The organism is Pseudoalteromonas sp. A601, from assembly GCF_002165575.1.
GTDB lineage: Bacteria > Pseudomonadota > Gammaproteobacteria > Enterobacterales > Alteromonadaceae > Pseudoalteromonas.
The window spans coordinates 215,233-240,336 of record NZ_MXQF01000002.1 but is presented as its reverse complement, the minus strand read 5'-3'; the positions used below and the strand labels follow the sequence as shown (position 1 = coordinate 240,336).

At 40.9% G+C, this 25,104-nt stretch carries 22 protein-coding genes; 7 read left to right on the top strand and 15 right to left on the bottom strand.

Annotated features, from left to right (window positions below):
- The first annotated feature begins 1 nt into the window (after position 1).
- Together rimK and B5G52_RS02590 are read left to right on the top strand one after the other, a co-directional pair.
- On the top strand, positions 2–907 hold the full coding sequence (gene rimK / locus B5G52_RS02595) for a 30S ribosomal protein S6--L-glutamate ligase (RefSeq protein ID WP_087531138.1): 906 nt from the start codon (positions 2–4) through the stop codon (positions 905–907).
- Positions 894–1,952 (top strand): succinylglutamate desuccinylase/aspartoacylase family protein, encoded by a 1,059-nt coding sequence (locus B5G52_RS02590; protein WP_087531137.1) that lies wholly within the window; start codon positions 894–896, stop codon positions 1,950–1,952. Before rimK ends, B5G52_RS02590 begins: the two co-directional genes overlap by 14 nt.
- 54 nt (positions 1,953–2,006) lie before the next feature.
- On the opposite strand, the gene B5G52_RS02585 is transcribed toward B5G52_RS02590, so the two are convergent.
- The 4 genes from B5G52_RS02585 to recQ all read right to left on the bottom strand — a co-directional run bounded on the left by B5G52_RS02585 (position 2,007) and on the right by recQ (position 6,532).
- On the bottom strand, positions 2,007–2,570 hold the full coding sequence (locus tag B5G52_RS02585) for a mechanosensitive ion channel domain-containing protein (RefSeq protein WP_254911131.1): 564 nt from the start codon (positions 2,568–2,570) through the stop codon (positions 2,007–2,009).
- A gap of 53 nt (positions 2,571–2,623) precedes the next feature.
- On the bottom strand, positions 2,624–4,279 hold the full coding sequence (locus B5G52_RS02580; protein ID WP_087531187.1) for a BamA/TamA family outer membrane protein: 1,656 nt from the start codon (positions 4,277–4,279) through the stop codon (positions 2,624–2,626).
- A 114-nt stretch (positions 4,280–4,393) separates the two neighbouring features.
- Positions 4,394–4,693, bottom strand: coding sequence for a DUF3630 family protein (locus B5G52_RS02575; RefSeq protein ID WP_087531136.1), 300 nt, complete (start codon positions 4,691–4,693; stop codon positions 4,394–4,396).
- A gap of 15 nt (positions 4,694–4,708) precedes the next feature.
- Positions 4,709–6,532 carry a DNA helicase RecQ gene (recQ, locus tag B5G52_RS02570; protein WP_087531135.1) on the bottom strand — a complete coding sequence of 608 codons (1,824 nt, stop codon included), beginning with the start codon at positions 6,530–6,532 and terminating at the stop codon, positions 4,709–4,711.
- A 109-nt stretch (positions 6,533–6,641) separates the two neighbouring features.
- Between recQ and B5G52_RS02565 the strand changes: the two genes are divergently transcribed.
- Positions 6,642–7,097: a thioesterase family protein gene (locus tag B5G52_RS02565; protein ID WP_176372483.1), complete on the top strand. Its 456-nt coding sequence runs from the start codon at positions 6,642–6,644 to the stop codon at positions 7,095–7,097.
- 52 nt (positions 7,098–7,149) lie between these two features.
- Positions 7,150–8,073, top strand: a complete 924-nt coding sequence (rarD, locus tag B5G52_RS02560) for an EamA family transporter RarD (protein ID WP_087531134.1) — start codon at positions 7,150–7,152, stop codon at positions 8,071–8,073.
- On the opposite strand, the gene B5G52_RS02555 is transcribed toward rarD, so the two are convergent.
- Both B5G52_RS02555 and B5G52_RS02550 read right to left on the bottom strand, forming a co-directional pair.
- Positions 8,070–9,305 (bottom strand): response regulator, encoded by a 1,236-nt coding sequence (locus tag B5G52_RS02555; RefSeq protein WP_087531133.1) that lies wholly within the window; start codon positions 9,303–9,305, stop codon positions 8,070–8,072. The two genes, rarD and B5G52_RS02555, sit on opposite strands and share 4 nt — an antisense overlap.
- Positions 9,306–9,410: 105 nt before the next feature.
- Positions 9,411–9,785: a DUF413 domain-containing protein gene (locus B5G52_RS02550; protein ID WP_087531132.1), complete on the bottom strand. Its 375-nt coding sequence runs from the start codon at positions 9,783–9,785 to the stop codon at positions 9,411–9,413.
- Positions 9,786–9,876: 91 nt separating this feature from the next.
- On the opposite strand from B5G52_RS02550, the gene B5G52_RS02545 reads away from it, so the two are divergent.
- Positions 9,877–10,734 carry a LysR family transcriptional regulator gene (locus B5G52_RS02545; RefSeq protein WP_087531131.1) on the top strand — a complete coding sequence of 286 codons (858 nt, stop codon included), beginning with the start codon at positions 9,877–9,879 and terminating at the stop codon, positions 10,732–10,734.
- 89 nt (positions 10,735–10,823) lie between these two features.
- On the opposite strand, the gene B5G52_RS02540 is transcribed toward B5G52_RS02545, so the two are convergent.
- From B5G52_RS02540 to B5G52_RS02525, 4 genes are read right to left on the bottom strand one after another with little or no spacing between them, the layout of a single operon-like run.
- Positions 10,824–12,293: a DUF3526 domain-containing protein gene (locus tag B5G52_RS02540; protein ID WP_087531130.1), complete on the bottom strand. Its 1,470-nt coding sequence runs from the start codon at positions 12,291–12,293 to the stop codon at positions 10,824–10,826.
- Positions 12,290–13,690 (bottom strand): DUF3526 domain-containing protein, encoded by a 1,401-nt coding sequence (locus tag B5G52_RS02535; RefSeq protein WP_087531129.1) that lies wholly within the window; start codon positions 13,688–13,690, stop codon positions 12,290–12,292. Before B5G52_RS02535 ends, B5G52_RS02540 begins: the two co-directional genes overlap by 4 nt.
- Positions 13,690–14,409 carry an ABC transporter ATP-binding protein gene (locus B5G52_RS02530; protein WP_087531128.1) on the bottom strand — a complete coding sequence of 240 codons (720 nt, stop codon included), beginning with the start codon at positions 14,407–14,409 and terminating at the stop codon, positions 13,690–13,692. Before B5G52_RS02530 ends, B5G52_RS02535 begins: the two co-directional genes overlap by 1 nt.
- 9 nt (positions 14,410–14,418) lie before the next feature.
- A complete protein-coding gene (locus tag B5G52_RS02525) occupies positions 14,419–16,524 on the bottom strand; it encodes a TonB-dependent siderophore receptor (RefSeq protein WP_087531127.1) in 2,106 nt (701 codons plus the stop codon).
- A gap of 601 nt (positions 16,525–17,125) precedes the next feature.
- Here B5G52_RS02525 and B5G52_RS02520 point away from each other — a divergent pair.
- Positions 17,126–18,043 carry a porin gene (locus tag B5G52_RS02520; protein ID WP_087531126.1) on the top strand — a complete coding sequence of 306 codons (918 nt, stop codon included), beginning with the start codon at positions 17,126–17,128 and terminating at the stop codon, positions 18,041–18,043.
- Between the two features lie 94 nt (positions 18,044–18,137).
- On the opposite strand, the gene recG is transcribed toward B5G52_RS02520, so the two are convergent.
- Genes recG through asnC form a run of 3 tightly spaced genes read right to left on the bottom strand, consistent with a single transcriptional unit; the run spans position 18,138 to position 21,467 of the window.
- On the bottom strand, positions 18,138–20,219 hold the full coding sequence (gene recG / locus B5G52_RS02515; protein WP_087531125.1) for an ATP-dependent DNA helicase RecG: 2,082 nt from the start codon (positions 20,217–20,219) through the stop codon (positions 18,138–18,140).
- A gap of 60 nt (positions 20,220–20,279) precedes the next feature.
- Positions 20,280–20,966: a tRNA (guanosine(18)-2'-O)-methyltransferase TrmH gene (trmH, locus tag B5G52_RS02510; protein WP_087531124.1), complete on the bottom strand. Its 687-nt coding sequence runs from the start codon at positions 20,964–20,966 to the stop codon at positions 20,280–20,282.
- A 42-nt stretch (positions 20,967–21,008) separates the two neighbouring features.
- Positions 21,009–21,467: a transcriptional regulator AsnC gene (gene asnC / locus B5G52_RS02505; RefSeq protein ID WP_087531123.1), complete on the bottom strand. Its 459-nt coding sequence runs from the start codon at positions 21,465–21,467 to the stop codon at positions 21,009–21,011.
- Between the two features lie 189 nt (positions 21,468–21,656).
- Here asnC and asnA point away from each other — a divergent pair, with 189 nt between their 5' ends.
- A complete protein-coding gene (gene asnA, locus B5G52_RS02500; RefSeq protein ID WP_087531122.1) occupies positions 21,657–22,652 on the top strand; it encodes an aspartate--ammonia ligase in 996 nt (331 codons plus the stop codon).
- Positions 22,653–22,702: 50 nt separating this feature from the next.
- On the opposite strand, the gene B5G52_RS02495 is transcribed toward asnA, so the two are convergent.
- Entirely contained in the window at positions 22,703–24,307 is a 1,605-nt protein-coding gene (locus B5G52_RS02495; protein ID WP_087531121.1) for a DUF342 domain-containing protein, read from the bottom strand.
- Positions 24,308–24,708: 401 nt separating this feature from the next.
- The gene (locus B5G52_RS02485; protein ID WP_087531119.1) at positions 24,709–25,101 is read right to left on the bottom strand and encodes a RidA family protein; all 393 of its coding nucleotides are present in this window, start codon (positions 25,099–25,101) and stop codon (positions 24,709–24,711) included.
- Positions 25,102–25,104 lie beyond the last annotated feature (3 nt).

Sequence of the window (25,104 nt, the reverse complement as noted above, 5' to 3'; positions counted from 1 at the left end):
TATGAAAATTGGTATTTTATCTCGTAACAGAAATTTGTATTCAACGCGCCGTTTAATCGAGGCGGCAGAGCAACGTGGCCATGAAGTAAAAGTCATAGATGCATTGCGTTGCTATATGAATATTAACTCAGAGCAACCGGAGATCCATTATCGTGGTGAAAATTTAAAAGATTTTGATGCGATTGTTCCGCGTATTGGTGCATCGGTTACATTTTATGGTTGTGCTGTTTTACGTCAGTTTGAAATGATGAATGTTTTCCCAGTAAATGAATCTGTGGCTATTTCACGTTCACGCGATAAATTGCGCTCATTACAGTTATTATCACGTAAAGGTGTTGGCATGCCGGTAACAGGGTTTGCTAGTAAGCCTGATGACGTAAAAGACTTACTTGAAATGGTTGGTGGTGCGCCAGTGGTGATTAAGCTATTAGAAGGTACACAAGGCATTGGTGTTGTATTAGCCGAAACGCGTAAAGCAGCTGAAAGTGTGATTGAAGCATTTATGGGGTTAAAAGCGAATATCATGGTGCAAGAATACATTAAAGAAGCCGGCGGCGCGGATATTCGCTGCTTTGTATTGGGTGACAAAGTAATCGCCGCAATGAAACGCCAAGCGCAAGAAGGTGAATTCCGTTCAAACTTACACCGTGGTGGTAGCGCTACTTTGGTTCGTATTTCGCCCGAAGAGCGTAAAACAGCGGTTGCTGCTGCTAAAGCAATGGGTCTAAATGTTGCTGGGGTTGATTTACTGCGCTCATCTCGTGGTCCGTTAGTGATGGAGGTAAACTCATCTCCTGGCCTTGAGGGAATTGAAGTCGCAACGGGTAAAGATATTGCAGGCATGGTGATCGATTTTATTGAAAAAGCCGCTGCAACAAAAGGGACCGCAACACGTGGCAAAGGTTAAAATTAATAGTGCTTTCTCTTTATTAGGTGAAACGGTCGGAGTAGGAGAGCGCAAGACGCTGGCATTAGAAGCGGCAAAGCTTTATACCCACTCGCCGTTGAATATCCCTATTGAAGTAGTCAACGGTGTGCAAGAAGGTCCTGTTTTGATGGTGTGTGCTGCCATACATGGTGATGAGCTAAATGGCGTTGAAGTTGTACGCCAGTTACTTGCTAAAATTGATGCCAGCCAATTACGTGGAACCTTAATTGCTGTGCCTATTGTTAACGTGTTTGGGTTTATTCATAAGTCACGCTATTTACCGGATCGTCGTGATATGAATCGCAGTTTTCCAGGGTCTATTCGCGGTTCGTTAGCGGGTCGTATGGCGCATATGTTTTTCTCGCAAGTGGCCGTACATTGCACCCATATTATTGATCTGCATACTGGCGCTATACACAGAACTAATTTGCCGCAAATAAGAGCAAATTTAAGTGATGAAGCGACCGCTGAAATGGCCAAAGCGTTTGGCACCCCTGCGGTAATTGATGCATCTTTGCGAAATGGGTCTTTACGCAGTGAAGCGGCTAATTTGGGCATTCCGGTTATTACCTATGAAGCTGGTGAGGCGCTTAGGTTTGACCCAATAGCGATTGCTGCAGGTATGCAAGGGGTCGATTATGTGATGCGTCATTTAAAAATGATTCGAGGGAAACGTGCGAAAAAGCTGCCTGATCCCATAATAGCAAGCTCAACCAGTTGGGTGCGCGCAGAAGTTGACGGTATTGTACGTGCACAAGTTTCACTGGGTGAGCGAGTTGTTAAGGGGCAGATTTTGGCCTATATCAGCAGCCCTTTAGGTGATTCTGAACTAGAGTTACTAGCGCCGCGTAGTGGAATTATTATTGGTCAGCAAACAATGCCATTGGTAAATGAAGGGGATGCGGTGTTTCATATTGCTTATTTTGCCCATGCAAATAGCTTAGTTGAACAGCAGCTCGAAACCTTTATAGATGGTATTAATGATTTGGATGACGAATTAAAAACAGCTGATCTAAATAATTAATTAAATCTGCTGTAATAAGGCGTTTGTTGGGTGACTGACAAGCGCTTTTTAAGTTTAGGGTTTTTTAGGGCCTAAGATTCTTTTTATTGCAGCGGGCTTCGTCGGTTTGGGCTCTTTGTTTAAAACCATAACAGGGCGCGTTACAAATAGGTTATTAGGGTAAATAACACGATGGCCATCAATATGTTCTAATACAACATTCATCAAGCCCATTTCAACAATACGGCCTTCAACAAAGTTAGCACCATCAATGACTCGTACCCAGTAACCCACTCGACAGTCGTTTTGAATAAACATCAATAAAAATGAAGTAAGATTACTCAGTAATGACCACGCAGCGAATAAAGCGACGCCAAGCATTGCAAACAATGAAGAGCCTAGTACTAACAAGCCCCGTAATTCAATGCCCCAAAATACCAGTACTAAACAAATCATCACAATCGCTAAGATAATTTTTAGTAGTAGCTCTGCACGGTATTTACGGTGTACATCGACTTTACCTTTGATGGTTTTTTCGAGTAATTTTTTGGTGAATTTTAACAGTAAAGGAAAGGTTAATAAGGCAACTAAGGTTACTACCCATTTATATTGCATACTAAGAATATCAAGTAATTCCACAGTTTATCCAAATCAGTTGCACAGTTAAGTTATTTTAGCCTTTCTAGCAGCCTTTAAAAGGAGTTTTTAACAGTTACCAACCATTGCACAGAATCAACATCATCATTTCTATCAATCGGAGCTGCTATATCTAAGTGGATCACTGTGCCTGCATTTGCACGGCTCGGCGCAAGTCTGAGACCCAAGCCTACATTTTTTAAAACTTGTCCGTTGACGCCATTGTGTTTATCTTCGAACCATGCGCGTCCAATATCAACAAAGGCAGCACCACCGACCTTAAATAATTGCAGTAAGTCGTATTCCCAGTAATAGCGTTTTTCCAAGTTGATTAAAAAGCTTCGATCACCTTGCTGGTAATTAAGGGGGTAACCTCGCAAGCCGTTATCGCCACCTAAGTTAAGCTGTTTATCGTGTGTAAGGTTCTTTGCGTAATCAAGACGTATTTTAGCGTACCAAGATTGCTCAAAACTGGTATTTAAATAATATTGCATTTGGCTGGTGGCAAACAGGTTTTCGACTTTTCCTTGTTGTTCGTTCCAGTAACCATCCAGGCTAGCATAAAAACGCCATAGGGTGTTGTCACCACTAAAGTGAGCTTTTTTAGCATTAAATGAATACACAGCACGGCTATCGTCGTCGCTTATTTCTTCGCTGGAGTAACCTATTAAACCTTTTACATTCCAGCCGAGGTTTAAATCTTCAGTGCGGTAAATGCTGTCGAAATTGCGCACTTTAATGAAATGATCTTCAAACCAATGACCGCTGACATAGGGATAACTCAAATCTCGGCTTTCGGCCAGTGGTGTATGAGTCGCTGGTATGGCATTAAATGAGTGTTCTTCAAAAATGTAGCCAACACTTAAACGTTGCGTCCAACTATTACCTAATTGCTTTGAATGACCAAAGTGCAATTGGTTGTAATCGGTTTTTTGGTCAAACTCACTAAATACTTCACCACGTTTATAGAGAGATTCAATACGTTGATCTGAATAGCTAACAAGGCCATAGCTATAAGGTGTATCAATTGAATAAAAGGGGTAAGTCAATTCTAATAGATGACGTTTTCCATCGTCGTTATCTGAATACTCTACACGACCACGGTAGCGGCTAGAGAAAATATTAGGGTCGTCATACACAAATAAATAGCCATCGCGATCAGCGTCACTGGTGCGAGAGATAGACAGGCGCTTACCCCAACCAAATAAATTAGACTCTCTAAAGCCTATACTGGATTTATTCTCCCCGCCACTGCGACTGAAGCTTATTTCTGGCAGTAATGTCCATAAGTCACGGGTAGCAACATTGACATTTATGTCGCCATCACAGTTAAGTTCAGCACTGATATCTGCATCGTATAAGTAGCTTTGCTTGCGTAAAAGGCGCTCTGATTCTGAAAGCTTTTTGGGGTGGTATTCGTCACCTGGCTCAAAGAGCAATATATTTTTTATTACATCTGGTTCTGTCGTCATATGGACGCGATTGGCGAATCTAAACAGCGCGTTGTTTTCTGCTTCTAATTGGGTATTGAATACGTTGAGCTGATCTAAATTGATACTTGCTATTTTAGCACTCGCTGTTTTCTTCGGAAGTCGCTCATCACCTTCGAGTTGGCGGCGCAAATTTTGTTCTGCAGGGGTAACCGTTCGTTGATTACTACATCCGCTAGTTTCGATAGAACTAGCCCTTATAAAAGAGCTAAATAGAACCATGCTACAGTAGCTAAGCAGTAATGCTTTTCGATACCAGTTAACGACCATTTAAACCCTTTAACATGAATTTTTAGTATGTATACACTACACACTAACTAATTATGTATGTCTAGTTCATTGTTGCATATTTGTAAGAAAGTAATGTGTGAGTGCCGCAAGTAAATGCTCAGCTTCGGTGCCTTCACCGTTTATCCACACACTATTACTATAATGTTCAAAGTTCAAATTGAAGTTTTGCTGTTCGTAGTTAAAACGTAACTGATGGCGATCTGCACCGGCTTCAAATTCAGCTATTTTAAGCTCTGGCAGATGTAGTAATAAATGTGCCCACAGCTCAAAATCGTCGTCGTTTGGCATTTGACTAGGGATGACAATAATAGCGTTATGCTGGTTGTCTAATTGAAAGTCGGTCATTGTGTTTCTCGTTCTTTATGGCTGTGCGAGGTAGTTGCGAATAGCTGTTAAAAATGGACTGCCGTATTTATTAAGTTTGGTAAAGCCAACACCTGACACTTTTAAAAACTCACTGTCATTAGTCGGCATTAACTGTGCCATCTCAGCGAGTGTTTTATCGTTAAATACCACATATGGCGGGACATCATCGTCATCAGCAAGTTGCTTACGCAAGGCTCGAAGTTTAGCAAATAGTTTTTTATCGTAATTAAATTGCGCGAGTTTATCTTGGTAAACATGTTTAGCTTGCAGCCGCGGTTCAGCCATTTGCAAAGCGTATTCACCTTTTAAAACAGCACGAGCGCCTTCGGTCAAACGAAGCGCTGAGCCTTGGGTGATATCTTGGCTTAATAAGCCTTGATGTATCAATTGGCGTAATATACTTAGCCAAAACTCACTACTGCGATCTTTGCCTATGCCATAGGTGCTAAGTTGGTGGTGATTATTGTCACGAATTCGGCTGGTATTCGCACCGCGAAGTAGTTCAATTATGTACCCTAAGCCAAAGCGCTGTTCAGCGCGGTAAACACAAGAAAGTGCTTGCTGAGCTACAAGGGTGCCATCAAATGTTTTTGGTGGATTTAAGCATATATCACAGTTTCCACATTGTTCACGTTGGTACTCGCTAAAGTAGTTAAGCAATATCTGTCGCCTACATGTAGGGGCTTCAGCAAAGCTTGCCATCGCATTAAAGCGTTGCTCTTCTACTCGGCGGCGTTGCTCATCTTCAATGTCTTCAAAAAAACGCCTAACGCGGCCAATGTCGGCTGGGTCAAAATACATAATAGCTTCTGCTGCAAGACCATCACGGCCAGCTCTGCCGGTTTCTTGATAGTAAGCTTCAATACTTTTTGGAATGTCGTAATGCAATACAAAACGTACATTGGGTTTGTTGATGCCCATGCCAAAGGCAACTGTGGCAACCACGATTTGAATGTCATCACGGGCAAAGCCTGTTTGCACAAATTGGCGTTGCTCATTACTCATGCCTGCGTGGTAAGCGGCTGCATTTAAACCCGCATCAGCCAGTTTTTCGGCAATATCGTCAACCCGTTTACGACTAGTGCAATAAATAATTCCGCTTTGATTTTGTTGCTCTTTTAAGTAGCGAAGCAGCTGTGCTAGAGGTTTGAACTTTTCTTCTATAGTGTAACGAATGTTTGGCCGATCAAAGCTTCCCGTATGAATGTAAGGGACTTGCAGGCCTAATTGTTGAACTATATCAAAACGTGTAGCTTTATCGGCGGTCGCGGTCAGTGCCATCATTGGAACCGCAGGAAAGTGCTGTTTTAGTTCACTTAGGCGGCAATAATGGGGTCTAAAATCATGGCCCCAGTGCGATACACAATGTGCCTCATCGATTGCAAATAAACTGATATTCAAGTGATTGAGGCGTTCTAAGAACTCTCTTTGCAGAACTTTTTCAGGAGCAACATATAATAGCTTGATTAAACCATTGTGTAACTGCTGATAAATTTGCTGTTGTTCGTCTCGATTAAGGCTGTTGTTGACATAGGCAGCTTTAACTCCGAGAGCTTGCAATTGTGCAACCTGATCTTGCATCAAAGATATTAATGGCGAAATAACCACTGTTAAGCCATCGAGGGCTAGCGCGGGAACTTGATAACACACAGATTTTCCGCCACCAGTAGGTAGCAGTACAAGAGAGTCTTGGCCGTTAAGCGCGGCATTTATAACCGCTTCTTGGCCATCACGAAATTCGCTATAACCAAAAACTTGCTTAAGTATGGCTGCTGGACTGCGTACTATAGTACTTGGTGTTGGAGTTTGTGTATTCATCTCGCCTATTTTAGAGCTTTTAGACGACCTTGCATAGGTGCTTTTTATCGCACTTTTCTTTTAGTTGTGCTTTACTCATCTTACCAGTTATGAAAGGCAGACAATAATAATGAATAAAACAATGTTAATTAGCCAGGTCGCAAACGTATTTGTAGAAAAAATGCCGTTTAATCAGTTTTTAAAAATCAGTGTGAAATCACTTGATTCTGAGCAAGCACAAATTACGTTCCCATGGCAGGATATTTTTATTGGCAACCCTACTCAAAAAATACTCCATGGAGGGGTTATTTCTGCTGTGCTTGATAATGTCGGCGGCATGCTTGCGGCGGCTTCTATTATTGACAAGTTAGAAGAAATTGATGTGTTAAATATTCAAAAAAAGTTGGCGACCTTAGGCACAATTGATTTGCGAACCGACTATTTGCGTCCAGGTAAAGGGCTTGAATTTACAGCCAGTGCTAAGCTTATTCGTGCGGGTAATAAGGTATGTGTGTGTAGAATGGAACTGCATAATGAACAGGGGGTGCAAATAGCATTCGGCACTGGGACTTATTTAGTTGGATAAAACCCTATTCGGGGAGTAAACTAGCCGCCTTTTTCATGTTTAGAATATTTTTATGCCAACTAACCCTGAACAACGTAAAGGCGTTATTTTAGCCTGCTTAGCATTTTTTATGTGGGGCCTTGCACCTATCTACTTTAAGCTGTTACAGCATATATCAGCATTTGAAATACTCATGCACCGTGTTGTGTGGTCTGTTCTATTTATTATTGTAATTGTCTCAGTGATGAGGCAATGGCATAAAATTAAACACGTTATAAAGCAGCCTAAATTATTATTAATGTTAGCTTTGACGGCAACTCTCTTAGGCTTTAATTGGGGGTTATTTATTTGGGCTGTGAATAACGATCATATGCTTGATGCAAGCTTAGGCTACTACATAAACCCATTATTAAATGTATTACTTGGCATGGTGTTTTTAGGGGAGAAGCTACGTAAGTGGCAGGGGGTTGCAGTAGCTTTAGCATTGAGCGGTGTGGCAATACAACTGATCAGTTTTGGCTCTTTCCCTGTTGTTGCATTTTCTTTAGCAGGTTCGTTTGCTATATACGGGTTATTACGCAAAAAACTGCCAATAGAATCTTTGCCAGGCTTATTACTCGAGGCGGTAATTTTATTACCTGTTGCAATTGCTTATTGGGGCTTTATGACCCCCTCTACAAGCTCTAACTTAATGTTAAATGAGTGGCATACTAATCTATTGTTGATCAGCGCTGGTGTTATTACTACATTACCGCTGCTTTGTTTTACGGGGGCTGCTAAGCGCTTACAGTATACAACTTTGGGCTTCTTCCAATATATTGGACCAAGTTTAATGTTTGTGCTGGCTGTGATGTTTTATGGGGAAGTATTTAGCAGTGAAAGAGTGGTGACATTTGCGTGTATCTGGAGTGCATTAGCTATTTTTAGTTGGGATTCATACCGACAATCAAAAAAGCGCAAGCGTGAAAATAGCTTTACCGCAACCAAACCTGTTTAAGCAACGACTTTATTACGGCCGGTGTCTTTGGCGTCATACAATTTTATATCGGCTTGTTTTAATAATTCATCAATTTGATAGACAGGCCCTTCAGCGTGGCCAATAGAGATCGTAAATTTGATTCTTTCTTTGCTAAACTCAGGGCTGTTTATTTCAATAAAACGGCGGAATGTTTCTAACTGTTTTATCGCTTTATTTTTGCTCGTGTCAGCAAAGTAAATAGCAAACTCTTCACCACCTAATCGAGCAACCAAGTGTTGCTCAAAGTGCTTTGCAAAGCAAATAGATAACCCTTTGAGTACTTCATCACCCGCATCATGACCATAGGTGTCATTAATTGCTTTAAAATGATCAATATCAATCATGGCCATGGCTGAGGTTAGTTGCTGTTTTTTAAGTTGCTTCAGTGATTTACTTGCTTCTTCAAAAAAATACCGTCTATTAGGGAGTTTAGTTAAATAATCGGTATTTGCTTGTAGCCGAATGGTGTTTATTTGCTCAAGCATGTCAACGTTTTGGCTTAAGCGACAATAAAACTCTTCGTTATTAAATGGTTTTCGGAGGTAGTCGTTTGCTCCACCCTTCAAAAAACGAGCTGATAGGTAGGGTGCATCTGAACCTGAAATGCCAATAATCGCTTTTTCATCATTACTATAACGCCGGCGGATTTCGCTACATAATTCATCGCCATTCATTTTAGGCATTTCATTATCGGTAATAATTACGGCAATATCGGGTGTTTCTTCAAGCATAGCAAGCGCTTCAATACCGTTATTTGCTTGAAGGATTTGGTATTTGTGACGCCTCAATAGTTCACAGATGTGCAAGCGAGTGGCAACAGAGTCATCAACTACGAGTACTTTAACATTCTCATTGCGTGGCAGGCGTTGCAGTTGTTTTTCTAAATAATGATAGGCTTGTTTATTTTCTTTAGTGATGTAATCAATGATAGGGTAGTTTTCAACGGTGTCTCGCGTGGTAGAGTCTATATTGCCCGTCATTACTATGGTGGGTATATCTGCTCCCACAGTACATGGCACGGCCTCACCATTAGGCGCATCAGGTAAAATAAAGTCCACCACTGCGCAATAGTAGTTATTTTTACTTATTAAGTCCTGTGCGTCTGCCAGAGAGCCCGCTATGTCGGCATCATAGCCAATCTTCATGGCGATATGTTGTTGAACACGGGCGATGGTTGGCGTATCTTCAATAATGAGTATCTTTCGTGTCACGCAACACCTTGTTTACAACTTGTATAAGAAAAACAACTTATACAAGTTGTAACTGGTAATACACAAAAAAGCAAATTACATTATATGTAAATTGCTTGTTTTACTTTATATCCCGTCAGACTCAGTATAATAATCTTGGTTGCGCGGCACGGGCCCCGACATTTTTGAACGACCAAATAAAGTATGAAACTTGGTTTTACAAGTTGTTAATTTTAGATACTTTAGCCATGCTCTTTCAATTGGGTTACTTGGCTCTAAATTTCCTGTAATCACAGCTAAAAATTGTTCTTGAATTTCGTTTTGAGGTTCCAAGGTTGTATTGTATAAACCTTTTAGCACAATACCGTGTTGTTCAAGAATACTGGCTTCGAGTAAAGTAAAGTTACCGCTGCGGCCAAAACCTCGCGGAAAGTTTTGATCATCATAGAACTGGCGCTGACTAACGAACGCTTGGCGAAGTAGTGAAATATCATTGCTCATGGCTGTTTCCTCATGCCCTATTTTCATGCAGGAGTATGGATCAAGTTGCGCAATTTATTAAACAAAAAATTTTTATCGTGAGGATAAATAATTGGATATAGATTTATTAAAAACGTTCGTTGAAGTAGTGCGTACTCGTCATTTTGGTAAAGCGGCTGAAAACTTATATATAACTCAGTCTGCGGTGAGTTTTAGGATCCGACAATTAGAGCAAGGGCTTGGAGTTAATCTGTTTATTCGCCAGCGTAACAATATTCAATTAACAGCTCCGGGCGAGCGTTTATTACCCCATGCACAAATGATTATAACCGGGATGCAAAGAGCTAAAGTTGATGTTGCGCTTGCAGATAATATGCACAAGCAAATTAGCCTAGCAGGCACCCCAAATGTTTGGGATGCATTTTTGCAGTTTGGTATTACTAATATTGTCTCTGCGATGCCGGGTGTGTCACTTGTGGCTGAAGTTAAGGCTCAGCAAGAAAGCACTCGTTTATTACTAGAGCGTACATTAGATCTTGCTGTGCTGTTCGACCCTCCGAAGGTTGATGAACTTGTTGTTAAGCGAATATGTGAATTACCAATCATTCCTGTTAGTGCTTTTGAAGCTGCAAATAGTGAAAACTTTTTCGATAATCAGTATGTGTATGTTGATTGGGGAACGTCCTTTTCGTTATGGCATGCACGTGAGTTTAATGGCCACGCACCTCCTTATTTTAGAACCAGTACAGGGCGTATAGCACTCGATTTAATTTTAAAATGCGGCGGCAGTGCGTTTATTCCTCAGTTGCTTGTTGGGGAGCAATTAAAGGCAGGTGAGCTTTATCATGTTGAAGATGTGGCCCACACATCCCGGGATGTGTTTGTTGCATATCATAGAGACAATGAACAAACCCCACTACTGGAAAAATTGGTCAACCTCCTGATGGAGCTAAAAATAAGTTATAAATAGTTCCTGTTGAATATAAAAGTGTCCTTATAGCCAGTTACTATTTGGTAACTGGCTATACAAATCCCTTCGTCATCTAAAAAATAGATAATTCATACTACTAGCACCTCTTTGTTACTCGCACTGTCTAGTTTGTTGACGCGACGTTTTGCTATAAGGAGAAGGCCAACGGCTAGTAGCAGCAACCAGGTTAATGGCGTGTAGCTGTACACAGGTGTAGCAAATTCGCTGCTAAATTGAGGTATATCCTCAAGATTCGTGAGCGTTGGCTTTGCGCTACAACCATCACATGGTGCAAAGTCTCCTCTTTGATTGGCTTTGGCAATCTCATTGGCAAAGAAACGTTGTAGTGCTTGATGATGAGCTTCAACTTCGCTCATAAAAGCGTGATGACGCGTCAAACCGTTTCCAGCTAAATCAACCAATAGTGTTTGGACAATAAGCGCAGGGGAAAGATACTGTAGTTTTTGGGCGCTTTGTTGTTGTGCTTGCTGCGCGTTTAAAAAGCGTGCATCTTGAACTTCCATTGCGCGTTCAACAGAGTTTATTGTTGCAATTTTTTTAGTGGCGTAATCACTGGCGCCACTGCCATTTTTTGCAAGCTCTGGGTGGTCTTGAAAATACTGAGCTAAGGTTTTTTCACTCGCTTTTTGAGCGTCATCGCTGGCTGCTCGAAGACTATCTATATAGTGAATACGTGAAGGCGTTGGGTCGAGTAAAGCAATGCTTGTATTGACTAAAGCTGGAACCACAATCACCAAGCCGAGCCAGCAGGTAACGAGAGTCGCAGCATTGTTTGCGGCACTTTTGGCCCGGCTATTAACCCAAGCTGTTATAGCAATCCAAAACCCAGAATAACACAGTACAATGAAGTTATAGCTAAGTAGTTCAGTAACACCTATCTGGTCTCTTATGATAACCAAAAGCAGGCTACTTATGAGTAAAAATGGCATTACGATCAACGCACTTCGTAGTAGTAATTGGTAGGTGAGTAGATGCGTGGCACTGCCACCTTGAAGCATTAGTAACCTTAACTGTCCGCCTTGGCGTTCACTCGCTAAAGCATTAAAACAAATGCTAATAATGAGCAATGGCAGTAAATAAATAACTACAAAGCTTAAGTCGAACTGACCAAGTAACAGTGAAAGCGGGTGGACATAATCATATTGATGAACAATATGCTGCTTTTCTTTAATCAGCATTTTAAAATAATACGGTAATACATCAGCTTGTCCTGTTGCGATAGGAGCCGTTGCGAGCGGAGTTTTAATAGCGTAATTTTGCATCAAGTAAAAAGCTTGTCCGCGCAGGTCGTACGGGTCTTCCCACCATTTATGATTTTCGGTACTTGCGAGCCTCTCGGGCAATCCTGCTTTAGCATTTTGAATTGTTTGTTGCTGCATTTGTTGAGCAGCAAGTACTACGTCGCGCTGCTTATTAGCAAAATAATGGGCATTAAGGAATGCCACGAGTGCAAGCACGCTGGTGGTAAGAAAAAGTGTGAGTACGAGTTTCTCTCGCCATAGGTTTTTAAGCTCAGTGGCTAGTATTAGGCGCTTCATCTTTGTTCCTCTAAACGTAGCTTTTTAATTGCAAATAAACTAAGTAGCACCAGTACAATCAGCCAAAAGCCAAGGCATATAATGCTAATAACGTAGTGAGGCAGGTAGTGAGCAAAACGTGGATATTGATATGAAAACTCAGGGATCTGCTGCCATAGCTCTTTTCCAGCGGTGTAATGTCCTTCAGCCTTATGACCATGATCTCTTTGATTAAAGTTAAGGACTTCTTGCATTAGACGACGATGTTGCTCTGCTGCATTTTCAAAAGATTGCTGGTGGCTAAAATCAGTGGCTGCGGTCGCCATCGAGAGTGTTTGTACTGCGATAAAGGGTGTTAACAACCCTGCCAACTGGTAGCTTTGTGACTGTGCTTCAAGCTGTTCTAAACGGGCTTCAAATAAGCGATCAAAGATTTTGTCGGCGTATTGTTCACCAAATTGGAGTTGTGCTCCGGCATAATCGAAGGGTAAGTCTGCTACTTGGCTAACGCCATATTGGGCGAGTGTTTGCTGCTTAAATTTTTCAATCGCATCGAGGCGTGCATCGGTATAAACCTCGCTTTCAAGTTTTGCCTGAAACGTTTGACCAGACCCTTGTGGATGCAAGGTGGTTGCAATATTCATTGCAAGTTTTGGCAGTAATAATGTTGTGAATGCCCAAATAGTAAGTAATGTAATTAATGTGCGTCGTGCCGTAGGGAGTAGGCTAGAGAGTGTCGTAGTGATCAATGACCAAAGTAATAGATAAATTAAATAAGAGAGTAAAAATAGAGCACTTCTTAGCGTATAAGGCGCCTCGTTTGCAGTTTGGCTATAAAGTAAAAAAAGTGCAACGGGTAGCAAGAACAGGCATGAAAGTGTGAAAAGCAAAGCACATTTAGCAAAAAACAACTTTGCAGGGCTTGCACCTGCTGCAAGTAGTTGTTTTAAAGTGCCTTGCTCACGCTCCCGTGCAAGTAATGGGTAGCCAATTAAAATGATCAATAAGGGTAATAATACTTGCAACACGAAGGCGGGTGATAAGCTCCCAAAGCGCGACAATGGCAAGTTATCTTGTGCGCTTCTAAATAAGCTATCGTTACGAATGTGCGCCTCTAACCTCAATACATTTCCTTGGTAAGCTTGTAATCCATCATCGAGTGCTGCCAGTGGCGTGGTAGGCTTAACGACATAAATGCCGTAATGAGCTGCAGAGTGGGGGCCTTTCTCACCTTGGTTCAGCCAGCGTAATTGCTCTGATTGAGATACCTCGTTTACGGCTTGCTGATAGGTTTGATGGCTCTTAAAACCAGTCACACAAGCCAGTAATAATAACAAAACAGCAATGCCACTTAGCCAGAGTGCTTGACCTTGCCGCTTAGTATCGATCCATTCTTTTTTAAAAGTACTTTGTAACATTAGGCGTCCACCTTGATATGTTTAAGGTATACAGATTCAAGTTGGACTTCTTTTAATTGTTCGAAAAGTAACGTGTCGACTAATTGCCCTTGATTAATAATTGCAACGCGATGCGCATCCTCTTGAGCACGGTATAAGTCGTGGGTCGCCATTAAAATTGCGACACCTTGCTTCGCTAGTGATTGTATGAGTTGACTAAACTCATGGCTGGCTGATGGATCAAGGCCTGAAGTTGGTTCATCTAAAATCAATGCTTTAGCTTCTTTTGCAAGTGCTATAGCGATCCCTACTTTTTGTCTCATTCCCTTTGAATAGGTTGCAACGGACTTATCTACAGCATGGCTTGGTAGTTTTACTTCTGCGAGTAGGGCACGAAATTCGTCATCGGTTTTTTCGATGCTCGCCACTTTGCTGAAATAGGCGAGATTCTCAAGTCCAGTAAGGCGAGGGTAGAGAGCCACTTGCTCGGGAATATACGCTAAATGCTGCCTTGCTGTTACGACATCGAGTTGTGGGTTTACCCCTGCAATGCTGATTTCACCTGCATCAGGTTGTAAAAAACCTAACAGGCAATTAATGGTGGTTGTTTTTCCTGCGCCATTAGGACCAAGCAGCGCTAAAATCTCTCCTTGATGTACGGCCAAGCTTAAACCTTGAAGGGCTTGATATTCTCCAAAGCGCTTTTGTAAGTTATTAATTTGAATAATGGGTGTGGTCATGATTTATCCTTAAAAGCTGACGCTTAATGATGCAATAAGTGTCCGGCCGCGACCTGGCGCTATGCCCCAATCTATGCCTTTAGCACCGCCAGACAGCCAGTATTCTTTATCAAATAGGTTTTCGGCCTTAATTCGCAGTGTGGTGTTAAAATCACTAAAGTGATATTTGGCACCTAAATCAAAGCGTGTATAAGCCGGAAGGTTCAAATTGTTATTAACATTTTGTTCCCGTTCACCCACATGAAACATGCCAGCATTTACACTTAGGTTTTCTAAGAAAGGTAGTTGATAATCTAAAAATAAATTTGCTTGGAATTTAGGTACATTTGCAGGACGGTTACCATTGAGTGCGGGTTCACCATCAAGTTCATCCAAACTAGGGTCCATAAATGTTATCGAAGCAACAGTCGATAGGCCTTTAATAAACGAGCCGCTGGCATTAAGTTCGATACCTTTATGAGATTGAGTCCCATCTTGTACAAAGTAATTGGTGATGTGGTTATGGTATTCCAGCATTTTTTCAATTTCGAATACTGCAACGGAATAGTTCATTGAGTCAGTTTGGTATTTTATACCGGCTTCTATTTGTTCACTTTCTTGTGGCCCTAACGATTCGCCCTCATTAATTGCTCCACTGCCAATTACTGCTACGCCACCTTCTCCAGCACCTTCAGAGTAACTGGCATAAAAAGCAAGTTGATCATTCGGGTTATAATTTAAGCCAATGATAGGTGTGTTGAAGGTGCGATCATCTAATGTTGATTTAGCTTGATTTGGTGCGGTTTGATCTTTTTTATATTGAATATGACGCAGCCCTAGAGTCGCATAAAATACATCATTAAAATGCAGGGTATCGGTAATGAAAAATGAGCTTTCGATTGTGTCTGTTGTTGTTGGATCGGGGTATTCGGGGAATTCAGGTTTACTTACATGTGTAGGGCTAAATATATTACCAACAGGATTGTCTAACTCAAACCAGCGACCATCTTTAGATTGGTAGTCACGAATACTTGCGCCAATAACTAGTTCATGTTCAATACCTGCAGTAACAAGTTGCCCTGTAAAGAAGCTGTGGGCAGAAACCGTATCATAGGTTTCATCTGGCGTGACTTGAATACTTGCTGATAGAACATTTCCTTCTAAATCAACTGAATATATATCAGGAAAAATAGTGAACCGGTCATTCCCAGAAAGTGCGACTTGGTTAACCCACTGCCAATTATCATTGAGCCAAAAATCCACTCGCGCCGCTATATTGAAGGACTCGGTTTTATATTTTGCCCAAGGTTGGCCAAGTAATATTTCACTCGTGTCTACATAAGGAGGGAGCACGGAATGGCTATCATCATTTGGGTCACGCGCTAAACCAATAAGTGGTTGTGATACAGTGCTTTTGTCTTGATAGTCGCCATCTAAGCGAATAAAAATACGGTCAGAAAGTTGCCAGTCTAGAGCTGCGCTGAAAAAGTGCCTTTCTAGATCGTCACCACCGGTAAAGTCGCCATTTTTTTCTGCTGCGGCATTGATACGATAGCCAAAAGTTTGCTCACTATCTAAGGGGCCACCAAAATCTACATGAATATAACGGCCCGCACGACTACGAAATTCTGTCGTGATATCTAAAAAGGAGTCCATCGTTGGGCGCTTCGTTACATAGTTAATCGTACCGCCAGGATTATTAAAACCTGAGGCCAAACTTGATGGGCCTTTAATAATATCGATTCGTTGAATATTCTCCAGTGGAACATCCTGATAAGGAGCAAGAGCGAGCCCATCTCGTCTTAGACCATTTGTCCAATCGAGTTGAAAGCCCCTTAGGCTGACAAAATCAAAGACTGTGCCGATAGCCGTATTTTGTACAGATGCATCATTAGCAAGCACTTCGCTCAAAGTTTTTACTCTTTGATTCGTTATTAACTCTTCAGAAAAAGATTGAATAGAAATAGGTAAAAACTGAGGATCTTTGATCCCTAGTGCCGAGGCATTTACATCTCGGGTACTATAAAGTGGTGTACGCGTACCTTGAACTTCAAGTTTTTCAATAGATTGAGTTGCAAATGATTGCATTGAAAATAAACCAGTAAGAACACTTACTGTTAGAGCTGACCTTTTCATTTTTTTCCAACCTGAATTTAAGTAGTGTAAGTAATTATTGGTTTTCAAATGTTATAACGTATCAAGCTTGGCATGTTTGAATTTTAATTGGAAGTGATAATAGTTATCATTTTATTGTGTTTATTTTTTTATTTTGAGAATGGGGATAATAAAAAATGAGCGCTTATTATGGCTGGCGGAGATCACCTTTACTAGCAAGTATTAAGTGAACAAAGCATATTATTAGTTATTTTATATGTTGTTATATTATTACGCTTTTCGGTATAAAGTTAATGTAAACAAATGTAAATGAAGTTGTAATATAGCAAAATATTTATTTTTGTTTAAACTAATCGTATTGCTTCTATAATGAATTGATCTTGTGTTTATAAGTTGTGATGCAGTACAGTTTTAAAAAAGTCCAACATATGCTACAGACTGTCTAACTTTATAACCAACGCATGTTCTTAAAAATATATTTTAATTACAAAAACAATTACTTTTTATGAATGTAAATTGACGTTTTTATTTCAGTTGTCATCTTTCTGTCATTTTTTATTGGCACACTGCGCTCAATCAAACACGAGTATGTGTTTTTCGTTGCGATTATTGAGGAAACGACATGAAATTTGCAAAGTCTAGCTTATTCCTAGCTTTATTTGGTGGTTTATCTTTTTCTGCATTAGCTGATGTAGATCTATATGGTAAAGCAAATGTAACAGTGCAGTCCTCTGATGAAGACGATGAGTCGTTTACAGAAGTTAAGAGTAATGCTTCTCGTATCGGGTTCCAAGGCTCAGAAAAGCTGCGTGAAGGCTTGGAAGCTGTTTACAAATTTGAATTTCAGGTCAATGTATCAGATGACTCAAAAGATACTTTTACTTCTCGAAATCAATATGTTGGTTTGCAAGGCAGCTTTGGGCAACTCGTTATTGGTCGCAATGATACAGCTTTAAAGCAATCTCAAGGGAAGTTGGACTTATTTAACGACCTTGAAGGTGATATAAAAAATCTATTTAAAGGTGATAACCGCTTAAGCGATACGGTTACCTATTCTTCGAATGACTTTAATGGTTTAAAAGTGCTTGCAACTTATGTTGCCGAAAAAGACAGTGAAGGAGAGAATGGTTATTCATTAGCTCTTACATACGGAGATTCGGGTCTTAAAAAAAGCAAACTTTATGCATCTATTGCAGCTGATAGCGAAGTAAATGGGTATGATGTCATCCGCGCAAGTCTTCAAGGTAAAGTGGCTGATATTAAATTAGGCGCTATGTATCAAAAGCAAGAAAAGGTTGATGGGACTGGTGAAGCTGATGGCTATTTAGTTAATGCGGCATATACTTTGAATAGCAATACGTTCAAATTACAGTATCAAACGATTGATTTTAAAGATGGTGATAACAACTCTGCGATCTCAGTAGGTGTTGATCATAAGTTTACAAAAAATATTAAGTTGTTTGGCTTTTATTCAACCTATGATTTAGAGAGTGATGTGGATCAAGACTATATCGCGTTAGGTATGGAATATAAGTTTTAGGATTCTATATTAATTTTTAAGGCCCTGTTACTATTGCTTGGGGCCTTGTAGCTTCTTTGTATGTTTAACCTTTGTTTGCACAATATTTAATGCTTTAAGCCTGTGCATAAGCTGACTTACCAGCAAGCCAGCGCTGGATGAGCTTTTCTACTTGCGCAGGGTATTGGTTAAGCATTTGCATTGCGATAGGCCTAACTTGATTGAGTGTTTGTTTATCACGGTTTAAATCAGCGATTTTAAACTCAGCTAATCCTGTTTGCTTAGTACCAAGCACCTCACCTGGCCCGCGTATTTCTAAATCACGCTCAGCAATAACAAAGCCATCATTACTATCTCTTAATACTCCTAAGCGTTTTTGTGCTGTTGCAGATAAAGGGGCGTGATAAAGCAGCACACAGTGAGAAGCAACAGCACCACGGCCTACTCGTCCGCGTAATTGGTGTAACTGTGCAAGTCCCAGTCGCTCAGGATTTTCAATAATGATTAAACTGGCATTTGGTACATCTACGCCCACCTCAATGACTGTTGTTGCCACCAATACGTGAATATTGCCTGCTTTAAAATCACTCATGATGGCTTGTTTTTCTGCGGGTTTCATTCGTCCATGTACAAGGCCCACTTTTAACTCTGGGAGTGCTTGGGTTAATTGTAATGCAGAGTCTTCAGCCGCTTGGCATTGCAGTACTTCGGATTCATCAATTAAGGTGCACACCCAATACACTTGCCTACCTTGCTCATTGCACGCTGTTTTCACACGATTAATGATTTCATCACGGCGCGTATCGGGTATTGCAACTGTGGTGATTGGTGTGCGCCCAGGTGGTAATTCATCTATTATTGATGTTTCTAGGTCGGCGTAGGCTGTCATCGCAAGTGTTCGAGGGATGGGTGTTGCTGTCATTACTAGTTGATGCGGGTAACAGTCACCAAAGCGACCTTTTTCACGTAGTGATAATCGTTGATGGACACCAAATCTGTGTTGCTCATCAATTATAATTAGTACCAGGTTATTAAATGTAACTTGTTCTTGAAATAACGCATGCGTCCCTACAATCATCTGCGCTTCACCTGATGCGATTTTTTCTAGTGTTGTACTACGCTCTTTGCCTTTAGTTTTACCGCCAAGCCAAGCAGTTGTTATGCCTAAATCTGTAAACCACTGAGTAAAGGTAATACCATGTTGTTCTGAGAGGATTTCAGTAGGGGCCATTAATGCAACCTGATAGCCTTGTGCAATTGCTGTAAGCGCACTTAATGCTGCTACCAAGGTTTTACCAGAGCCTACATCACCTTGAACCAAACGCATCATTGGATAAGCATGTTGTAAGTCGGCTTTAATCTCGTTCACCACGCGATTTTGCGCGTTAGTCGGAGCAAAGGGGAGTTGAGCAAGAAAGTTATTTTCAAGTTGCTGGCTAGCACTAAGCGCGACGGCTTTTACTTGCTGACCTTGTTGGCGTAACTTTAATAAGCTTAGGTTTTGTGCCAATAGCTCTTCGAATACCAGCCTTTGTTGAGCAGGGTGAGTGCCAAGCTCTAACGCGGTAACATCTACATCATTGCTAGGGCGGTGAAGTAGATATAAAGCCTGTGTCAGTCCTATCCCTGCATGTTGAAACTGCTCGGGTAATAACTCTTCAATGTGATATTTCTCTAATAATGTAATGGCTTGATCACTCAAAGCGCGAATAGAGAGTTGTTTTAAACCTTCGGTGGTTGAGTACACAGGTGTTAATGTTGTTGCTGTAGGTTGCTCAGAAGGTGTGTCGCTAATACTGTACTCAGGATGGGTCATCTCAAAGCCAACACGCCCGCGGCGAATTTCCCCAAAACAACGAATGATTTTTCCCCCGCTCATGGCATTTTTTTGCGCAGCACTAAAATTAAAAAATCGCAGTGTTAATCTACCAGTGCCATCGTTTACTTGGCACACCAGCATTCGTCGCTTACCAAAGGTTATTTGACTGGTTTCGATGGTGGCTTCAATACTGACATGGCTGTGAGGTTGTAGCTCATTGATGGCATGAATTCGAGTGCGATCTTCATATCGTAACGGCAAATGAAAGAGCATATCTTGTACTGTAATAATACCTAACTTCTTTAGGCGCTCAGCCATTTTTGGCCCAACACCTTTGAGCTCGGTAATTGGGTAATAGCTTAAATCAGGTTTTGACAAAATAGGCTCAACACTTTCATTTTTAGATATTTTTGAGTTTACGTGCGAACTAGCAAGGCATCAAGCATGTTTTAGTGTATGCCAAAAAGCTTCATCCGCGATGATCTCGCCATTGTCATCCAGTGCAGGGTAAGGTAAAGATTTTTCTTTGCACTTTTGTGCAATAATTGGATGGCAGCCTTCAAATAGCATCGTATGCTTTATGCTACTTTGCAGCATATCACGGTTGTATAAGCCCGCCTTTAAGCGCTGGTGTTGTGCTTCGAATAAAATCAGTGCGGCAGCCACAGATACATTTAATGATTGTGCCATTCCTTGCATTGGAATAATGATATTTTTATCGGCGTGGGCCAGTGCGGTTGGCGAAATCCCGGTTTTTTCTTGGCCTACAATAATTGCGGTGGGCTTTGTGTAATCAATATCACGATAATCAATTGCATCTGGGCTCAAGTGTGTTGCAAGTATTTGTACGTCTGGGTTGTGGCTACGCATAGTACTAACTGCATCATCTATATTTTTATGAAGGTGTGTATCAATCCAGTTTTTACTTCCTCCAGAGGTATTATTGGTAAGCCATTTTTGATTCTCAGGCCACACTGCATGCACATGGTGGCAGCCCACTGCATCAGCGCTTCTTACTATGGCTGATAAGTTATGGTGCTTATGCACATCTTCTAAGCATACAGTTAAATCTGTTTGGCGGCGATCCAATACACTTTTAACTCGATGAAAACGTGTGTTTTCCATTCTTTATTTTCTCTTTGCTCTCGTAATTAGAGTGATTATACCTTAAGGCATAACACTGCGGCTAATGGGGTTTTGCAGTGAGATCAGCGTTTCTGTCGATTGTATTGCTTCTATGGCCTGTATTTTATTGATTAATACATCTTGTAGGTGGTCAATTGAACGGGTCATTACCTTTATAAATATGCTGTAGTTACCGGTGGTGTAATACGCCTCAACAACTTCTTCAAGTTCCTTAAGCAGTATCAAGGTTTGTGGGTAATCTCGTGCGTTATTTAAGTTAATGCCAATAAAGCAGCACACATCATAACCAAGCTGTTTTGCATCAATTTTTACTTGCGTGCCAGTAATAATGCCAGCTTGCTTCATTTTTTCTACACGCACGTGAATTGTGCCAGCACTTACAGCAAAGCGTTTAGCTAATTCGGCATAAGCTGTGCGGGCATTATCCATTAGGGCGTGAAGTATCTGTTTATCGAGATTATCGATTTGATAATTTTCCATATAATTTTGGTTCTATAATTATTGAATCTTTGTTTTTTATACCACTATTTTAATTGAAATTATATGATAAGGCTATTTTTGTTGTGGGTTATTGAATTTTGTTGCTAAATGTTTAAGGATTGCTTTATTGAAGTTTGTCGCAGCGACAAAATAAGCAAGTAACAATAACTGGGAATGAGGCCAATTATTATGAGTTCACACTATGTGCAGCAACAGCAGCAAATAAGTAAAGTTAAGCAGTTTTTTTCACAGCAGCTTGAGCAGAAATTAGGGCTAATTGAAGTACAGGCACCCATTTTGGCTAAAGTGGGTGATGGCATTCAAGATAACTTAAGTGGCACTGAAAACGCGGTAAGTGTATCGGTAAAAACGCTCCCAGGTAGTCAATTCGAAGTTGTACACTCGCTCGCTAAGTGGAAGCGTAAAACCTTGGCACAACATGGCTTTGCGGTAGGCGAAGGGCTATACACTCACATGAAAGCATTGCGCCCAGATGAAGACTCTTTGAGCCCAATACATTCTGTTTATGTTGATCAATGGGATTGGGAAAAGGTTATTTGTGCCACATCAGAGCGCTCACTTGAAAAACTAAAAGAGACTGTAAAATCACTCTATCAAGGTTTAAAAGCTACAGAGCAGTTTGTTGCAGATGAATTTGGTATTGCAGGTTTTTTACCTGAGGAAATTACCTTTGTACACTCTGAGCAACTTCGCCAAATGTATCCTGATTTTACCGCAAAGCAGCGCGAAAAAGCGATTGCACAAGAGTATGGCGCTGTGTTTTTAATTGGTATTGGTGGTCAACTAGGTGATGGTAAAATACATGATGTGCGTGCACCGGATTATGATGATTGGTCTACCCAAACGTGTGAACAATACAGTGGCTTAAACGGTGATATTCTTGTCTGGAATCCAGTACTAGAAGATGCTTTTGAAATATCATCAATGGGCATTCGAGTAAGTCCAGATGCATTAATGAAGCAGCTTGAAATTACTGCAGATCAAGCGCGTTTAGAATTCGATTGGCATAAACAGCTACTGGCAAATGAATTTCCACAAACCATTGGTGGTGGTATCGGGCAGTCTCGACTAGCAATGTTGCTGTTACAAAAGCCACATATTGGTCAAGTTCAGGTTGGTGTTTGGAGCGAAGAGCTAAAGCAAGAAGTAGCAGGAATACTCTAAAATAAGTTCAGAACCAGAGGCGTAAGGCCTCTGAATGTTTAACTTTGAAGTTAACTAGTTTTAAACTCTACTTCAATTTTACCTTCTTGTAATTTTACATTGCAAGGAGGGTAGTTACGGTTGGTTTTTAAAACTTTATCAAAAATATGAATTTCAACACCGGAGTGAAGCACCTTGTTCACTGCTAAGTTTGCGTCATTAAGTAAGTCATGTAAATGATGCTCTAATTTTGAAAGGCGTTGTTCAAGTTGCTCCGCCTGCTGGCAGTAATGCTGTTGGGTGGCACCTATTTTTGCGATAAGTTGCTTTTTCTTATCTGCATCTTTAACTAAATCAGCTTTTTCTAAGGCTGCTTGCAAGGTGTCGAGTTGCTCATCTGTTTTAGCTAACTCTTTAAAACAGTTGTCCGTTTCTTCAGTGATCTCTTTACCAGAAGTTGCCATATTAATTAACATTTTGGCGCCAGATTCATTGCCTATTTCGCCTGCGATGACCATACCGGCATCAAGCACTTCACCACCAAATATTTTGCCTTGAGGGTTATCTTTTTGACCGACTTGTAATAAACGCGTAGCTTTCATCATACAGTGGCTCGCTTGGCGCTCAATAAAAATATTGTTGCCGCTGATGAAGCTATATTGAGCGTGAGAAAGGTGGATATCACCAGCACTGATAATTTTGCAAGATAAGGACTTATCATCTAGCTGGTGGCCGATAACTCCTTGCTTGATAGTAATATTGCCTTGAGCGGTGAGTTCGCCAGACTCAACGGTACCCATGACAGTAATATCACCTTTTGCAGTGACCTTCATACCAGGTTCAATATTTTGGGTAACGATAACACTGCCATCAAAGTTAACATGGCCGCTTTTAACGTTTACGTCTTTAACGGTATAAATGTCATCAACGCGCATACCATTGGTTATTTCAACAGGCACTCCGGAAATAGTCGAGACCAGTTCTAAAGGGTTTGTTTTTGATATTTCAGTGCCTTCACCTGCGACTAAAGAGAAGCTTTCGCCTGGTTTTGCTGGAAGCGAATCACCAGTCACCGTAAAGCCTTCTTTGCCGGGAGTTGCAGGTTGTTGTTGAATCAGTAGTACACCAGGCTCAACACTTGCGAGCTTGCCGAAGTCACGCATATCTACGGTGCCATCTTCACGCAGTTTGGGGGCATTTAAACGTTCTTTTAAAGTTTGTACTTGCGGGATTAATCGTGACGATAATCCATCTACCGGGAGGCGGCCTTTGGCTAATATTCCTTTCGCTGTATGTCCCGCGGGTAGTTCAAATTGTTGTTGTAATAGCAGCTCTAAAAAGGCTTGCTTATACCCTCTTGCGATACCTGCTTTTATTAATTGTTGTTTGGCTGTATCCAAGTCGAGAACTTTACCACCTTGCGCTAATGTTAGTTCACCGGTTGCAAGCATTTTATCGTCACTGATAGCTACAACGAGAGTAGCATCATGTTTACTGGCAACGACAATAGTACGCTCATTATTAGGCGCATCAAAATAAGCTTTAATGGACTCTTGCTCAACACGACATTCACAAAATTTAGATCGCTCAAGCGCTTCGATTACAAAAGCGGCGCTGGGAGGTGAATGCTCTATTACATCCAGTAATACGTTACCATTATGGGCTAGCTTAAACACACATTATCCTTTTGCACTACTAAAGTTAAAGGTTTTATTTTTATTATTATATACCCAAACCACCTCAATATGCAGAATTCAGCGTTTCACAGGGGCTTAATATCAAGGCGTTACTTTGCAAGAATGGCCATCCCTTTTAAGAAGTAACAACGATGAGAGTAAGTCTCTGTGAAACGCCCAAAGGGTTGGTTTAAAAGCGATTTATACTGCGTTATTGATTTTAACAATAGAACCACTATTACTTGCAATCAATGCCTTGCCTAAATCGCTTTTAATTCCAACTGAAACTCGCACCTTGAGGTGGCTTGGGTATAGAGTGCTAGAGAAATTAATAACTGTCAAGAAATTAGGGTGGCTATTAGAGGGGAGTGGCATCCAAATAGTTTGGATGCCTGATAGGTTTAGTTGGTTGAAGGCAATTCCATGATGCCATCTATTTCAACTTGTACGTTTTTAGGTAAAGCGCGAACGCCTATTGCTGCACGGGCAGGATAAGGAGCTTTGAAGTATTGGCTCATTACTTCGTTAACAGTAGCAAAGTTTGATAGATCGGTTAGGTAGATATTCACTTTCACTAAATCCTGAATAGTCCCACCGGCTTCTTTACAAACTGCGCTGACGTTTTTAAACACTTGATGTGTTTGCTCAGCAAAATCTTCTGAAATCACTTCCATTGTTTCAGGCACAAGTGGTATTTGCCCTGATAGGTAAACGGCAGTGCCGACTTTAACTGCTTGGCTGTATGTACCAATAGCTGCAGGGGCTTGTTCGGTAGAAATAAATGCTTTATTCATGAT

Bases quoted from the DNA above. Each gene is read 5' to 3' on its own strand.
- B5G52_RS02525 (WP_087531127.1), bottom strand. From the start codon at position 16,524: ATGAAAAGGTCAGCTCTAACAGTAAGTGTTCTTACTGGTTTATTTTCA.
- B5G52_RS02565 (WP_176372483.1), top strand. From the start codon at position 6,642: ATGAATAAAACAATGTTAATTAGCCAGGTCGCAAACGTATTTGTAGAA.
- trmH (WP_087531124.1), bottom strand. From the start codon at position 20,966: ATGGAAAACACACGTTTTCATCGAGTTAAAAGTGTATTGGATCGCCGC.
- asnC (WP_087531123.1), bottom strand. From the start codon at position 21,467: ATGGAAAATTATCAAATCGATAATCTCGATAAACAGATACTTCACGCC.
- recQ (WP_087531135.1), bottom strand. From the start codon at position 6,532: ATGAATACACAAACTCCAACACCAAGTACTATAGTACGCAGTCCAGCA.
- B5G52_RS02485 (WP_087531119.1), bottom strand. From the start codon at position 25,101: ATGAATAAAGCATTTATTTCTACCGAACAAGCCCCTGCAGCTATTGGT.
- B5G52_RS02575 (WP_087531136.1), bottom strand. From the start codon at position 4,693: ATGACCGACTTTCAATTAGACAACCAGCATAACGCTATTATTGTCATC.
- rimK (WP_087531138.1), top strand. From the start codon at position 2: ATGAAAATTGGTATTTTATCTCGTAACAGAAATTTGTATTCAACGCGC.
- B5G52_RS02550 (WP_087531132.1), bottom strand. From the start codon at position 9,785: ATGAGCAATGATATTTCACTACTTCGCCAAGCGTTCGTTAGTCAGCGC.
- asnA (WP_087531122.1), top strand. From the start codon at position 21,657: ATGAGTTCACACTATGTGCAGCAACAGCAGCAAATAAGTAAAGTTAAG.
- rarD (WP_087531134.1), top strand. From the start codon at position 7,150: ATGCCAACTAACCCTGAACAACGTAAAGGCGTTATTTTAGCCTGCTTA.
- B5G52_RS02580 (WP_087531187.1), bottom strand. From the start codon at position 4,279: ATGGTTCTATTTAGCTCTTTTATAAGGGCTAGTTCTATCGAAACTAGC.
- B5G52_RS02520 (WP_087531126.1), top strand. From the start codon at position 17,126: ATGAAATTTGCAAAGTCTAGCTTATTCCTAGCTTTATTTGGTGGTTTA.
- B5G52_RS02530 (WP_087531128.1), bottom strand. From the start codon at position 14,409: ATGACCACACCCATTATTCAAATTAATAACTTACAAAAGCGCTTTGGA.
- B5G52_RS02540 (WP_087531130.1), bottom strand. From the start codon at position 12,293: ATGAAGCGCCTAATACTAGCCACTGAGCTTAAAAACCTATGGCGAGAG.
- B5G52_RS02535 (WP_087531129.1), bottom strand. From the start codon at position 13,690: ATGTTACAAAGTACTTTTAAAAAAGAATGGATCGATACTAAGCGGCAA.